Raw genomic sequence first — 13270 nt, 5'->3', positions numbered from 1 at the left:
TCATGTGAAGCCCGCGGGGTGCTTGTCAATTCGCCGCGCCGGAAACCCTTCTGCACCAGGATGTTCGCGGCTTGACACGGGTGCGGCCCGGCCATAGCGTGATTTGCGGAAACGCGTGTGTTCACAGGATCGGAGACCCAATGGCGGGTGCCGCTCGTCTGGCCGTGGTGGGCACGTCCGGGTACGCGTTCACGTACCTGCGACGGGCCCGGGCCCTGCACGACGAGGGCCGCGCGATCTTCGCCGGTGCCTGCGACATCCGGCCGCCCGCCCCACGAGCGCTCGCCCTGATGCCGACCGGTGCGGGAATCCACAACGACCTCACCGGAATGCTGAACGACATCGCGCCGGACGTGGTCGTCGTCGCCACCCCGCCGCACTCCCACGTCCCGATCGCCAGCGAGGTCCTGCGCGCCGGCGCGGACGTGCTGATCGAGACCCCGCCCGTGCTGGATCTGGCCGGGTACAACGAGTTGGCCGCCCACGGCCGGATCTGCCAGACCGGGTTCCAGAGCTTCGGCTCGGCCGCGCTGCCGCCGTTGCTGCAGGCCATCGGCGAGGGACGGCTCGGCGAGGTCACCGGGATCGGCGCGGCCGGAGCGTGGGTGCGCACCGACGCCTACTACGCGCGCAACCCGTGGGCGGGCCGCCGCTGGCTGGACGGTCAGGCCGTCGTGGACGGTGCGCTGACAAACCCGTTCTCGCACGCCGTGGCGACTGCGCTGCTGGTCGCGGGTATGGCGGGCAACGATCCGTCGGACATCACGCTCGAACTGTTCGGAACGCGTGACTTGGAGGCCGACGACACGGCTTGTTTGCGGCTCCGGTTCGACGCGGGGCCGGAAATCGTTGTGGCTGCGTCGTTGTGCGCGGAGCAGGACCACGAGCCGTTCGTGCTCGTGCATGGCACCGAGGGCCGGGCGAAGTTCTGGTACAAGACCCACCGGCTGGAGATCAACGACGAGCACGTTCCCGTTGGGCCGCCGACGGATCTGCTGCGCAACCTGCTGGACCACCGTTCCCACGGCGTGCCGCTGCTGGCGCCGTTGAGCAAGACGCGGGCGTTCGCCTCAGTGGTGCAAGCGGTCCGGGACGCGCCCGGGCCCGCGCCCATCCCGGAGGGCTGGATCCGTACCGTCGGCCATGGCCCGGAACGTCATCCGGTGGTGCGCGGCATCGGTGAGGAGGTCGCGGTGGCGGCCGAGCGGCTCGCGTTGTTCTCGGAGATCGGCGTGCCGTGGGCCGGGCCGAACCGGTGGTGGCGCGGCGTCCATCGGGTGATCGTCCGGCAGTGAGTTTTCTGAAAACGGTCCGCCACCTCATCGAACGCACAGATCTCAATAACCGCAACGAAATCCGGCGTTGACACGGTTCCGGAAGCGCTCCTACTGTCCGGCTTTGCATGAAATTCTGCAAACGGACGGAGCGACGGATGATCAGGCGCGTGTTCGCCGCTTTACTGGTGCCGGCCCTGCTGGCCGGGTGCGCGACGGGAACGGGAAGCAGCGGCGGCGGGGACGTCACCATTACCTTCGCCTGGTGGGGTAGTGACAGCCGCGCGACGATCACGCGCAAGGCCGTGGACCTCTTCGAGCAGCGCAATCCCGGCGTCAAGGTGCAGACCACGTTCTCCGCCTATGCGGCCTATTGGGAGAAGCTGGCCACGCAGACCGCGGGCGGCAACGCGCCCGACGTGATCACCATGGACACCCGGTACCTGTCCGAGTACGGCTCCCGTAAGGTCTTGCTGGACCTCAATGAGGGTGCAGGTAAACAGGTGTCGCTGGCCGACATCAGCCCCGAGCTGGCCAAGACCGGCATGCTGGCCGACAAGCGCTACGCCGTGCCGTGGGCGCAGAACGCGTCCTCGCTCGTCTACGACACCAAGGCCTACGAGGGAATCGACCTGTCGAAGCCGATGACGTGGGAGCAGTTCCGCGCCGCCGCTGAGAAGGTCAGCGCCGCCGGTGGGTTCACCAAGCGCGGTGTCACCGACTTCGGCATGCTCGACAGCGCCTTGGAGATCTGGCTGCGGCAGCGCGGCAAGCAGCTCTACGCCCCGGACGGCGGTCTCGGGTTCACCGACGCCGACCTGAAAGCGTTCTGGCAGCTGGCATCCGGCTTCCGCACGAGCAAAGCCGGGACTACGGCTGAGGTTTCCGCGTCCTACAACACCGCGCCCGAGCAGTCGCCGCTGGGCAAGAAGCTGACCGCGGCGGAGTTCGCCTACGACAGCGTGTTCCCGAGTTTCCAGAAGGCGAATGGCGGAACCATGGGCGTTGCGCCCTACCCGAGCGACGATCCCAGCACCACTGGCCAGTACCGGCGGCCGACGATGTTCCTGTCCGTCTCGGCTCGCGGCAAGGCGCAGGACACCGCCGCCAAGCTGGTCGACTTCCTGGTCAACGACCCGGACGCGGGCAAGATCCTCGGCGCCGACCGTGGCCTGCCGCCCAACCTCAAGGTCCGCCAGCAGCTCGCCGCCGCGGCCACCGGTACCGACAAGGTGATCTTCGACTACGAGGCGGCCATCGAACCCAAGCTCGGCGCGGCCCCGCCGGTCCCGCCCAAGGGCGCGGGGGCGATCCAGAAACTGTTGCAGCGCACCTACGAAGAGGTCGCGTTCGAACGGCTGAGCGTGGACGACGCGGTGGCGCGGTTCATGTCCGAGGCCAAGAAGGACCTGCAGTAGACCATGACCCTCCTGCACACCTCCAGCCCTTCGGTCCCGGCCCCGGTCGCACCGGGGCCCAAACCGAAGCGGCGAACCGGAAACCAGCCGCAGGCGTACGTGTTCCTCGCGCCCTGGATCGCCGGTGCGGTCCTGCTGACGGTCGGGCCGATGATCGTGTCGCTGTACCTGTCGTTCACCGACTACGACCTGTTCACCGAGCCGCACTGGGTCGGCTTCGACAACTTCGTGCGGATGTTCACCGACGACGCCCGCTACCTCCAGTCGGTCAAGGTCACGCTGATCTACGTGCTGGCCTCGGTGCCGCTGAAGCTGATCGCGTCGCTGCTGGTGGCCATGCTGCTCAACACGCGGGCCGCCTCGAACGGCTTCTACCGCGCGGCTTTCTACGCGCCGTCGCTGCTCGGCGCGAGCGTCGCTGCCGCCCTGGTGTGGCGGGCGATGTTCACCGAGGGCGGGCCGGTGAACGAGCTGCTCGACTCGGTCGGCCTGCACACCCCGAGCTGGGTGGACGACCCCTCGTACAGCCTGTGGTCGATCGTTTTGCTGGCGGTGTGGCAGTTCGGCGCGCCGATGGTGATCTTCCTGGCCGGGCTCAAGCAGATCCCGCGTGAGCTGTACGAAGCTGCCGAAGTGGACGGTGCCGGGCCGCTGCACCGGTTCTGGCACATCACGTTGCCGATGCTGTCCCCGGTGATCTTCTTCAACCTGGTGCTCGAGGCCATCCACGCGTTCCAGGCGTTCACCCCGGCGTTCGTGATCGGCGGTGGCCGGGGCGGGCCCGCGGACTCGGCGCTGTTCTACACGCTGTACCTGTTCCAGCGCGGCTTCGAGGACTTCCGGATGGGGTACGCGTCGGCCATGGCGTGGGTGCTGCTGGTCGTGATCGGGATCGTCACCGCGGTCATCTTCCGCACCGCCCGGCTGTGGGTGTTCTACGGGGACAACCGATGACCGCGCGCCGGGTGCTCTGGCACGTCCTGTGTCTGGCCGGGGTCGCGGTCGTGCTGTACCCGTTGGTGTGGCTGGCGTTCGCGTCGGTCAAGCCGCCTGCGGAGATCCTGTCCAGCCTGCGCCTGCTGCCGAGCCGGTTCGTGCTCGACGGCTACCGGCAGGGCTGGGAGGGCGCGGCGGGCATCGGGTTCGGCCGGTTCTTCCTCAACTCGTTCATCGTCGCGGGCGGATCGGTGCTGGCCAACGTGATGTCGTGCACGCTGGCCGCGTATGCGTTCGCGCGCCTGCGGTTCCGACTGTCCGGCCCGCTGTTCGTGTTCATGATCGCCACCCTGATGCTGCCGCACCACGTGACGCTGATCCCGCAGTACATCATCTTCCAGCAGGCCGGGCTGGTGAACACCTTCCTGCCGCTGATCCTGCCGAAACTGCTGGCCACCGAGGCGTTCTTCGTGTTCCTGATCATCCAGTTCATCCGGGGCATCCCGCGCGAGCTGGACGAGGCGGCCACCATCGACGGCTGCGGGGTGTACCGGACGTTCTGGTACGTCGTGCTGCCGCTGACCAAACCGGCGCTGGTCACCACGTCGATCTTCACGTTCATCTGGACGTGGAACGACTTCTTCACGCAGATGGTGTACCTCAACGACACCGACAAGTTCACCGTCCCCTTGGGACTGCGGTTGTTCGTGGACACCAGCAGCCAGTCCAACTTCGGCGCGATGTTCGCCATGTCCGCGCTGGCGCTGGTGCCGATCGTGCTGTTCTTCCTCGTGTTCCAGCGCCGGCTCGTGCAGGGCGTGACCACGAGCGGGCTGAAGGGGTGATGGCGGTGTGGCGGGAACGGCTGACCGAGTTCGGCGACTGCCTGCAGGTCGGGATGCTGGTCTGCGTGGCGTCCCTGCCGGTGGTCACCGCGGCCCCGGCGTTCGCGGCCGGATGCGCGGTGGTGAGCCGGTGGCGGGATGGGGACTACCCGCCGTTGGTTGCCTTGTTCCGGGCCGAGTTCCGGCGTCAGCTGCGTGGCGGTGTCCCGTTCACGCTGCTGGCTCTCGTCGCCGGTCTGGTGGTGGTCCTGGACTTCGCGGCCATGCGGGCGGGCGCGCCGGGAGGTGCTGTGATGCCGGTGTTCCTGGCTTTCATCGCCGCTTTCCTGGCCGTCGTGGTGGTCCGGACGTGCGCTGTTGTGTCCACTTGCGATGGGTGGGTCGCGGCGGTGCGGTCGGCGGTGCGGCTGCGTATGCGGTCGTCGGCGCTATTGGTCGCGGCCGTTGTCACCGCGGGCGTACTGGTGTGGATGCAGCCGTTGATGCTGTTCCTGGTGGCCGGTCCGTTGGCGCTGGCGGCTGTGGGAGCGACTCGGTGAGCGCTCCCAGGGTTGTCGTCTTCGGGTCGTCCGGGTACGCCGTGACGCATCTGCGCCGGGCGCGGGAGTTGCACGACGCCGGGGAGATCGTGTTCGCCGGGATCTGCGATGTGCGGCCGGTGTCGCCCGAGGCGGCCGCGTTGCTGCCCGTCGGCGGCGTGATCAGCGCCGATGCCGACGAGGTGTTCGATGGCGCACGTCCACAGATCGCCGTGGTCGCCACGCCACCGCACACCCACCTGTCGGTCGCGTTGGCCGCTGTGGGCGCGGGATGCCATGTCCTGGTCGAGAAACCGCCGGTGCTGTCGCTCGCCGAGTTCGAACAGCTGGCGTCGGCCGCCCGGGGCACCGCTGTCCAGGTGGGGTTCCAGAGCTTCGGGTCGATGGCGTTGCCCGCGTTGCGAGCTGCGTTGGCCGCCGGGGTGCTGGGAAAGCTGACCGGTGTCGGTGCTGCGGGGGCGTGGGTGCGGCGCGATCGGTACTACGGCCGCAACCCGTGGGCAGGCAGGCGCAGGCTGGGGGAGGCGTTCGTGGTCGACGGGGCCTTGACGAACCCGTTCGCGCACGCGGTCGCCTCGGCGATCCTCGTAGCCGGTCAGGCGGACATGCTGCCCTCACGGATCGAGGTCGAGCTGCACCACGCCCGCCGGATCGAGGCCGACGACACCGCCAGTGCAAGGCTGACCTTCCCCAACGGCATCCAAGTCGTGGCCGCCGCAACCCTGTGCGCGGAAGGACAACAGGAGCCGTACGTCGTCCTGCACACCACCCGCGGCAAGGCCCGCTGGTGGTACCGCTCGGACTGGCTGGAGATCAACGACACCCGCATCCCGGTGGGGCCGCCGATCGACCTGCTGCGCAACCTGGCCGGCCATGTGCGCGACCGTACCCCGCTGGTGGCGCCGTTGAGTCACACGCGCGCTTTCACGGCGTTCGTCCAGGCGGTCCGGGACTCGGCCGGGCCGACCCGGATTCCGGCGCAGTGGGTGCAGTCGATCGACGACGGCCTGGAGCGCCGGTACGTGGTGCACGGCGTGGACCGGCTGGTCGAGGCGGCGGCCGAGGAAATGGCGTTGTTCTCCGAACTGGGGGTGGCATGGGCGAGCTGACCGACACGCTCCAGGTGGTCACCACCGAGGGCGGCATCCGGGTCCAGGCGGGTGACGTCGAGCTGGCCGAGTACGTGGTCATGCCAGGCGCGCCGCAGTCCGACTCGCCCAAGCCGTACCTGCATCCCTTGCGCACCACCGCTGGGGAGGTGGTCAGCGCGGTCCGCCCGCACGACCACACCTGGCACAACGGCCTGCAGTTCACCGCCGCCAACCTTTCCGGCGAGAACTTCTGGGGCGGGCGCACCTTCGTCCGCGACCAGGGGTACACGCCCTTGGACAACAACGGATCCATCAGGCACGTGCACTGGCACCACACCCGGTCGGCCGACGGTCGCGCCGAACTCGGCCACCGGCTGATCTGGCAGACGAGGTCCGGCGAACCGTGGCTGCTGGAGGACCGGTTCATCGAGGTGTCCGATGTGGACTTCTCCGCCGGGTCGTGGCTGCTGACCTGGACCAGCCGCCTGTGCAACACCAGCGACCGGCAACTGCGGTGGGGCAGCCCGGTCACCGAGGGCAGGCCGACCGCGGGCTACGGCGGGTTGTTCTGGCGCGGGCCACGATCCTTCGTCGGCGGCCAGGTGATCACCTCGGACGGCGTCAGCGGGGACGACGCCATGGGGCACCGGGCATCCTGGCTGGCTTTCGTCGGGCGGCACGACATCACGCTGCGACAGTCCACTGTGGTCTTCGTGGACCGGCCGTCGAACGTCCGATATCCCACGCCGTGGTACGTCCGGTCGGCGCCCTTCCCGGTGGTCAGCTTCGCCGTCACGTTCCACGAACCGCTCCTGCTCGAACCCGGAGAGCCGGTCACCTTCACGCACCACGCCGTGATCGCCGACGGGGCCTGGGACACCGAAAGGATCGAGAACTACCTCGCGGAGAAGCTATGAAGTTATTCCTGGCAGCGATCTTGCTTGTCGCGACGGCGGTCCCGGCAAGTGCCGACTTCGAGAACCTGGGCCGCCAGGTGCTGGGCCCCAGGGACGGGTGGGGCGCGGGCACGACCGGCGGCTCGACCGCCACCAGGGACCACGTTTACACCGTCCACAATAGATCCCAGCTGGTGACCGCGTTGACCGGCGACACCCCGAAGATCGTGTATGTCGCCGGGACGGTCGACGGCAACTCGCCGATGACCTGTGACCAGTACGCCGACCCCGGCTACAGCCTCGCCGCGTACCTCAAGCAGTACGACCCGGCCACCTGGGGAACCGCGCCGGTGACCGGGCCGCTGGAGGAAGCGCGTGCCCGGTCGCAAGCCAACCAACAGGCGCGGGTGGTGATTCCGGTCGGGGCGAACACGACGATCGTGGGCTTAGGCGACGACGCCACCCTCCGTGGCGTCAACCTGATGGTGCGCTCGGACAACGTGATCATCCGCAACCTGCGGTTCGAGGACGCGTACGACTGCTTCCCGCAATGGGATCCGAACGATGGTGCCACCGGCAACTGGAACTCCGAGTACGACAACCTGACCCTGATGGGTGCGACCCACGTGTGGGTGGACCACTGCGAGTTCAGCGACGGCGCCACCACCGAGCTGCCCACGTACTTCGGGCACCGCTGGGAGGTCCACGATGGACTGTTCGACATGGTCAACGGCACGGACCTGGTGACCGCGACCTACAACTACCTGCACGACCACGACAAGTCCATGCTGCTCGGCAACACCGACAAGCCCACCTATGACGTCGGCAAGCTGCGCATCACCCTGCACCACAACATGTTCGAGAACCTGGGCCAGCGGGCACCGCGAGTGCGTTACGGCCAGGTGCACGTCTACAACAACCTGTATGTCATCCCGGACTCAGCGCAGTACTCGTACTCGCTGGGGGTCGGGGTCGAGTCAAGGATCTACGCGGAGAACAACTTCTTCGAGACGGCGAACGTGAACCCAAGCACGATCGTCCACTACTGGAAGGGAACGGCCATCCACGCGACCGGCACGATCGTCAACCGCCGGCCGGTGGACCTGGTCGCCGCGTACAACCGGGACTTCGACCCCGATCTCGCGACGGACGTGGGCTGGCAGCCCACGCTCGTCACCCATGTCGACCCCACCATCGCGGTGCCGCGCCTGGTGCGCGACAGAGCGGGGGTCGGCCGAAACTAACTCTGTGAAAGGGAGGTTCTTGGTGTTCCCTGCACTCAAGAAACTGTCCACAGTGGTAATGATGGTCGGTGCTGCCTTGGTCGCCGTACCGGCCGGTGCAACCGCTGCCAGCTGGCCCACCCCGACATCGTCCCAACCGGTCAGCGCCACCATTCCCGTCAGCGGCGTCTACGACGGTGGCATGAAACGCTTCTACGGCACCGGCGCGCTCGGCAGCGGCGGCCAGAACGAGGATCAGGACCCGATCTTCGACCTGGCCGCGGGCTCCACGCTGAAGAACGTCATCCTGGGCAGCCCGGCCGCCGACGGTGTGCACTGCGCCGGCACGTGCACGCTGCTGAACGTCTGGTGGGAGGACGTCGGCGAGGACGCGGCCACGCTCAAGGGCACCTCATCGTCGCAGACCATGACCATCGACGGCGGCGGCGCCCGCAAGGCGTCCGACAAGGTGTTCCAGCACAACGGTCCGGGCACGATGATCATCCGCAACTTCCAGGTGGACGACTTCGGCAAGCTCTACCGGTCCTGCGGCAACTGCAAGACCCAGTACCGCCGCAACGTCGTGGTCGACAACATCACCGCGACCGCCCCCGGCAAAGCCATCGTCGGCATCAACACCAACTACGGCGACACCGCCAAACTGACGCGCATCACGATCGTCAACGACAGCAAGAAGAAGATCAAGGTGTGCGACAAGTACAAGGGCGTCACCAGCGGCGAGCCGACCGAGATCGGGTCCGGTCCGGACAGCACGAACTGCCTGTACAAGACCTCTGACGTCACCTACCGCTAACGGCTCGGCGGACGACCAAGGGAAGGAAGGGAACGAGACATGTCCATTTCACGCCGAGCGTTCACCGGCGGTGTCGTGGCCACCATGGCCGCGGCGTTGACCGTCGTCACCGCGGGGCAGGCGTCCGCGGCCGGATCGCCGACCGGGTTCGGCGCGGGAACCACCGGCGGTGGCAGCGCCACACCGGTGACGGTCACCACCGCGTCCGCACTGATCACCGCGATGAAGGCCGGCCCGGCCGCGGTCATCCGGGTCAGCGGGATGATCACGGTGAGCGGTATGCAGAAGGTGGCGTCCAACAAGACCCTCGTGGGGGTCGGCTCGGGGTCCGGCATCAGCGGTGGCGGGCTCAACCTGTCCGGCGTCACCAACGTGATCATCCAGAACCTGAACTTCAAGGACTCCTCGGACGACGCCATCAACGTCCAGGAGGGCTCGACGAAGGTCTGGATCGACCACAACACGTTGTCCCACGCGCACGACGGCCTGATCGACATCAAGCGCGCATCCGACTTCATCACCGTGTCGTGGAACAAGTTCCTCAACCACGACAAGACGATGCTGCTCGGGCACAGCGACGACAACGGCAGCCAGGACCGCGGCCACCTGCGGGTGTCCTACCACCACAACTGGTTCGACGCCACGACCCAACGGCACCCACGAGTCCGGTTCGGCAATCCCGTGCACGTCTACAACAACTACTACGCCGGTGTGACCAGCTACGGCGTGGCGTCCACAATGGAGGCCGGCGTTCTGGTCGAGGGCAACTACTTCGAGAACGTCAAGGACCCGTTCCACCTCGGTGAGGGCAGCTCGCCCGCCGGTGCGCTGGTGGCGCGGAACAACTTCCTCACCGGCTCGGGCAGCGGGCAGCAGGGCGGGAGCGTCAAGGCGATCCCGTACTCGTACACGCTCGACACCGCCAGTGGCGTCAAGGCGGCCGTGCAGAACGGGGCAGGTGCCGGCAAGGCCGGCTGATCCGCCCTGATCGGCCTGGTGGTCCCGCGCCTGCCGCGCACGGGTGCGGGACCACCGCTGACCGGTTCAGAACCCGATGGCCTCGCGGAGCAGCAGCACGGTGGCCTGTCCGGGGAACGGTTCGCCGTTGAGGACGAGCAGGCGGTTGACGACACTGGGCACACCGTAGGCGGCCATCGCGCGTTCGCTTTCCAGCGGGAGGGAGTGTTCCTCCAGGCGGCGCAGCGCGGTGGGCAGGTCGGGGACGACCTTCTGCGCCCCGGCGAGGTAGATCCGGTGGCCCGCGCCGCCGGAGAACGCCGGGACCTGGCTGCCGCTGGCCGAGGCGATCAGCAGCGAGCCGGTTTCGGTCACCGCGGCGACGCTGCCCAGCGAGACGTCCGGGGCGGAGACCAGCCGCCGGATCTCGTCGGACTGGGTGGCGCGGTCCATGGCGAGCACGCGGGGCCGGATGGCCTCATAGCGGCCGCTGGTGGCGATGTCCTGCTCGATGCCCGACAGCCGCAGGGTCTCGCTGGCCCCGGTGAACACGCTCGCACCCTCCGGGATCAGCTCTTTCACACGGTCACGGGCTGCTTCGGCGTTTTGGAGGATCTCGGCCGCGAAGCCGTGTTCCTTCAGCGCGGTGGCCGCCCGGTCCAGGCTCCGGGCGGACGCGGGAGCGGTGAAAAGCGTGGTCATGGTTCCTCCTGTGTGGTCTCCAGGAGTCCGACCAGGTGGCGCGCGCGAATGTGAGGTCACGTTTCCGGGCGCTCAGGTGTCGGAGTGGTGAGCCGCGATGAGAAGGGGAGCCCGATGACCGCGATCATGAGCGAACGGCGTCAGCTGATCGGCCTGGCGTACCGGCTGCTGGGGTCGATCGCCGACGCCGAGGACGTCGTCCAGGAGACCTATGCCCGCTGGTACGCCATGTCAGCCGACCAGCAGGAGGCCATCGAGTCGCCGGGTGCCTGGCTGACCACGGTCGCCAGCCGCATCTGCCTCACGCAGCTCGGCTCGGCGCGGGCCCGGCGCGAGACGTACGTGGGGGAGTGGGTCCCCGAGCCGCTGCCGGGGCACACCGAGTGGTTCAGCGGCCGGCCGGACGCCGATCCGGCCGACCGGGTCACCCTGGACGAGTCGATCACCATGGCGTTCCTGGTCGTGCTCGACTCGATGACCCCGGCCGAGCGGGTCGCGTTCGTCCTGCACGACGTGTTCCGGTACTCGTTCGCCGACGTCGCCGGGGTGCTGGGCCGGTCGCAGGCGGCCTGCCGTCAGCTGGCGTCGTCGGCCCGCCGCCGGGTCCGGGCCGTTCGGCCTGTTCCGGAGGCCCGGCAGGCCGCGCTCGTGCGGGACTTCAAGGCCGCCTGGGAGGCCAAGGACATCAAGGCCCTGGTCGGCCTGCTCGACCCCGGCGCCACGACGGTGGCGGACAGCGACGGCCTGGTCATCGCCCATCTCGAACCGATCCACGGCAGTGAACAAGTGGCCGGTCTGTATGTCCACATCGCCAACGTCGCACCCGGCCTGACGCTGCACGAGACCACCGTCAACGGGCAGCCGGGCCTGATCGCCCAGCTCGACGGCGTCACCGTGACGGTGTACGCGTTCCAGATCGAGGGCGACCGGATCAAGCGCATCTGGGCGGTCCGCAACCCGCACAAACTCCGACCGTGGACGTCATGAGTCCTTCGTGCCGGCGACCAGCATCGCGTGGCCGAGCACTTTGGGGTGCCGCAACGGGAACGGCAACGGCAGGGACTCGGCCAGGCTGCCGGACTCCACGACCGACGCCCCGGCCCGGTCGATCGCCGCCAGCACACCGTCGGGGTAGAACGCCGGATCGCCGAACAGGTCGACGAACACGAACCGCCCACCCGGCCGTAGCACCCGCAAAGCCTCGGCCACACCGTCGGTCTTGCGTTCCACATCTGCGATCTCGTGGAACGTCAGGCAACTGACGACCGCGTCGAAGCTGCCGTCGTCGAACCGGAGCGCCGCGCCGCTCTGGTTGTCGAAGGCGGTGCGGTCGGCCACCTGCTCGATCCGCGCGTTGTCCTCGCAGAGATCCTTGGAGTACTCCCAGTCCTGGCCCCACGAGTCGACGCCGGTCACGACGCTGCCCGCCTTCGCGAGCTTGATGGCCAGGCTCCCACTCCCACAACCCACATCCAGTGCCTTGCTGCCGGGCGGAAGCGCGGCCTTGGCCACGATCAGCTCGTGGACCCGGCGCTGCAGATCCCCGCCCCACGGCGCGAACCGGTACACGGTGAGCGCCAGAATCGTTGTTATGTAACCGAAAAGGCCCAGCGGAAGCAGGAACAACAGGAACCACGGCGACAGAAACGCCAACACCGCCCCGACCAGGCAGACCACGCTCAACCCGGCGAACACCACCAGCCGGGACCTGCGGATCCAGGTGCGATAACGCGGTTTCCGGCCGGTAGCGGTCCCGGCCGGCGGCAGTTCGCCTGACATCGCCCGATCCTATGGTCTCCGGGCGCTTCAAACCCGGTCCAAAGTGGCCCAGGCCTGCATGTTGTGAACGTCGGGGCCTATGAACCGTGATCCGGTCCATCACCGGTGGCGGCGCCAGGCGGAACTTGCTCGCGGCGCAACAGCCCGAGCTGCCACGGAGGGTCAGCGCCCGGGCGATCTCCGCCATGTCCTTGGGATTCGCACGGTCGATGAGCCTTTCGTCGCGCTTCATCCGGTCGCGCTTCGCCGGGTACGGATTCTGAGACTCCCCCCTGTCAATGGGAGCCCACGCTCCGGTCCGTTCAGATCGGGGGCATGGGTTGACTGCGGCCCAGGCGAATGATCGTTCGCCACTGTGGAGTGGCGGCCCGGAAGGAAGGTCCCTCGGTAGTGGGCTGCCAGCGGAAAGTGGCTCGGCGGTTACCTGCCAAGCCAGCGGAGGGCGGCGTCGGGGGTGTCCTCCGGGGTGTTGTTGAAGGCGATCGCCGCGTTGGGTGCGTGCAGGCGGACCAGGTTCACGACCTTCTCGAACAGGTCGAGCAGCGGCTCGTGCTTGCGGATCCCGCCGCCGATCACCACGCACGCGTAGTCCTTGCGGGTCAACGCTTCCACGATCGCCGCCTCGGCGTTGTCCGCGGGGTCCACCAGGCACATGTCGGCCTCGATCCCCAACTCACCGAACCGCGCGTGACCACGTGCGATCGCCGCCTGGACCGGCTCGGGATCCCAGCCGTCGAGTTTGGCCGGATCCAGCCCGATCACCAGTACTCGCCCCAGCGCCATGCCGCTTCCTTCC

14 protein-coding genes are annotated in these 13270 nt (G+C 68.1%); 11 read left to right on the top strand and 3 right to left on the bottom strand.

Features of this window, described 5'->3' with window-relative positions; genetic code table 11:
* The first annotated feature begins 140 nt into the window (after positions 1–140).
* The 10 genes from AB0J95_RS15375 (at position 141) to AB0J95_RS15330 (ending at position 10014) form a co-directional block, all read left to right on the top strand.
* Positions 141–1295 carry a Gfo/Idh/MocA family oxidoreductase gene (locus AB0J95_RS15375; protein ID WP_364757451.1) on the top strand — a complete coding sequence of 385 codons (1155 nt, stop codon included), beginning with the start codon at positions 141–143 and terminating at the stop codon, positions 1293–1295.
* A gap of 137 nt (positions 1296–1432) precedes the next feature.
* Positions 1433–2692, top strand: a complete 1260-nt coding sequence (locus tag AB0J95_RS15370; protein ID WP_364757449.1) for an extracellular solute-binding protein — start codon at positions 1433–1435, stop codon at positions 2690–2692.
* Positions 2693–2695: 3 nt separating this feature from the next.
* Positions 2696–3646 (top strand): sugar ABC transporter permease, encoded by a 951-nt coding sequence (locus AB0J95_RS15365; protein WP_364757447.1) that lies wholly within the window; start codon positions 2696–2698, stop codon positions 3644–3646.
* On the top strand, positions 3643–4473 hold the full coding sequence (locus AB0J95_RS15360) for a carbohydrate ABC transporter permease (protein ID WP_364757445.1): 831 nt from the start codon (positions 3643–3645) through the stop codon (positions 4471–4473). The genes AB0J95_RS15365 and AB0J95_RS15360 overlap by 4 nt, the downstream gene beginning before the upstream one ends.
* Positions 4473–5012, top strand: a complete 540-nt coding sequence (locus AB0J95_RS15355) for a DUF624 domain-containing protein (RefSeq protein ID WP_364757443.1) — start codon at positions 4473–4475, stop codon at positions 5010–5012. The genes AB0J95_RS15360 and AB0J95_RS15355 overlap by 1 nt, the downstream gene beginning before the upstream one ends.
* A complete protein-coding gene (locus AB0J95_RS15350) occupies positions 5009–6121 on the top strand; it encodes a Gfo/Idh/MocA family oxidoreductase (RefSeq protein WP_364757441.1) in 1113 nt (370 codons plus the stop codon). Before AB0J95_RS15355 ends, AB0J95_RS15350 begins: the two co-directional genes overlap by 4 nt.
* Complete coding sequence (locus AB0J95_RS15345; RefSeq protein WP_364757440.1) at positions 6109–7020, top strand: PmoA family protein; 912 nt, start codon at positions 6109–6111, stop codon at positions 7018–7020. The genes AB0J95_RS15350 and AB0J95_RS15345 overlap by 13 nt, the downstream gene beginning before the upstream one ends.
* Positions 7017–8243, top strand: coding sequence for a pectate lyase (locus AB0J95_RS15340; protein WP_364757438.1), 1227 nt, complete (start codon positions 7017–7019; stop codon positions 8241–8243). The genes AB0J95_RS15345 and AB0J95_RS15340 overlap by 4 nt, the downstream gene beginning before the upstream one ends.
* Before the next feature lie 58 nt (positions 8244–8301).
* Complete coding sequence (locus AB0J95_RS15335) at positions 8302–9036, top strand: pectate lyase (protein WP_364757976.1); 735 nt, start codon at positions 8302–8304, stop codon at positions 9034–9036.
* Positions 9037–9075: 39 nt separating this feature from the next.
* Positions 9076–10014 carry a right-handed parallel beta-helix repeat-containing protein gene (locus AB0J95_RS15330; protein WP_364757436.1) on the top strand — a complete coding sequence of 313 codons (939 nt, stop codon included), beginning with the start codon at positions 9076–9078 and terminating at the stop codon, positions 10012–10014.
* A gap of 66 nt (positions 10015–10080) precedes the next feature.
* Here the strand turns inward: AB0J95_RS15330 and AB0J95_RS15325 are convergent, their stop codons facing one another.
* Positions 10081–10695 (bottom strand): LUD domain-containing protein, encoded by a 615-nt coding sequence (locus tag AB0J95_RS15325; RefSeq protein ID WP_364757435.1) that lies wholly within the window; start codon positions 10693–10695, stop codon positions 10081–10083.
* Positions 10696–10809: 114 nt separating this feature from the next.
* Between AB0J95_RS15325 and sigJ the strand changes: the two genes are divergently transcribed.
* On the top strand, positions 10810–11682 hold the full coding sequence (sigJ, locus tag AB0J95_RS15320) for an RNA polymerase sigma factor SigJ (RefSeq protein ID WP_364757433.1): 873 nt from the start codon (positions 10810–10812) through the stop codon (positions 11680–11682).
* On the opposite strand, the gene AB0J95_RS15315 is transcribed toward sigJ, so the two are convergent.
* Positions 11677–12474: a class I SAM-dependent methyltransferase gene (locus AB0J95_RS15315; protein ID WP_364757431.1), complete on the bottom strand. Its 798-nt coding sequence runs from the start codon at positions 12472–12474 to the stop codon at positions 11677–11679. The two genes, sigJ and AB0J95_RS15315, sit on opposite strands and share 6 nt — an antisense overlap.
* A gap of 420 nt (positions 12475–12894) precedes the next feature.
* Positions 12895–13257: a hypothetical protein gene (locus AB0J95_RS15310; RefSeq protein WP_364757429.1), complete on the bottom strand. Its 363-nt coding sequence runs from the start codon at positions 13255–13257 to the stop codon at positions 12895–12897.
* Positions 13258–13270 lie beyond the last annotated feature (13 nt).

It is taken from the genome of Actinocrispum sp. NPDC049592, from assembly GCF_040675465.1.
GTDB lineage: Bacteria > Actinomycetota > Actinomycetes > Mycobacteriales > Pseudonocardiaceae > Kibdelosporangium.
This window is presented reverse-complemented; position numbering and strand designations above follow the sequence as displayed.

Bases quoted from the DNA above. Each gene is read 5' to 3' on its own strand.
- AB0J95_RS15335 (WP_364757976.1), top strand. From the start codon at position 8,302: ATGATGGTCGGTGCTGCCTTGGTCGCCGTACCGGCCGGTGCAACCGCT.
- AB0J95_RS15370 (WP_364757449.1), top strand. From the start codon at position 1,433: ATGATCAGGCGCGTGTTCGCCGCTTTACTGGTGCCGGCCCTGCTGGCC.
- AB0J95_RS15345 (WP_364757440.1), top strand. From the start codon at position 6,109: ATGGGCGAGCTGACCGACACGCTCCAGGTGGTCACCACCGAGGGCGGC.
- AB0J95_RS15375 (WP_364757451.1), top strand. From the start codon at position 141: ATGGCGGGTGCCGCTCGTCTGGCCGTGGTGGGCACGTCCGGGTACGCG.
- AB0J95_RS15355 (WP_364757443.1), top strand. From the start codon at position 4,473: ATGGCGGTGTGGCGGGAACGGCTGACCGAGTTCGGCGACTGCCTGCAG.
- AB0J95_RS15325 (WP_364757435.1), bottom strand. From the start codon at position 10,695: ATGACCACGCTTTTCACCGCTCCCGCGTCCGCCCGGAGCCTGGACCGG.
- AB0J95_RS15340 (WP_364757438.1), top strand. From the start codon at position 7,017: ATGAAGTTATTCCTGGCAGCGATCTTGCTTGTCGCGACGGCGGTCCCG.
- AB0J95_RS15315 (WP_364757431.1), bottom strand. From the start codon at position 12,474: ATGTCAGGCGAACTGCCGCCGGCCGGGACCGCTACCGGCCGGAAACCG.
- AB0J95_RS15330 (WP_364757436.1), top strand. From the start codon at position 9,076: ATGTCCATTTCACGCCGAGCGTTCACCGGCGGTGTCGTGGCCACCATG.
- sigJ (WP_364757433.1), top strand. From the start codon at position 10,810: ATGACCGCGATCATGAGCGAACGGCGTCAGCTGATCGGCCTGGCGTAC.
- AB0J95_RS15365 (WP_364757447.1), top strand. From the start codon at position 2,696: ATGACCCTCCTGCACACCTCCAGCCCTTCGGTCCCGGCCCCGGTCGCA.
- AB0J95_RS15360 (WP_364757445.1), top strand. From the start codon at position 3,643: ATGACCGCGCGCCGGGTGCTCTGGCACGTCCTGTGTCTGGCCGGGGTC.
- AB0J95_RS15310 (WP_364757429.1), bottom strand. From the start codon at position 13,257: ATGGCGCTGGGGCGAGTACTGGTGATCGGGCTGGATCCGGCCAAACTC.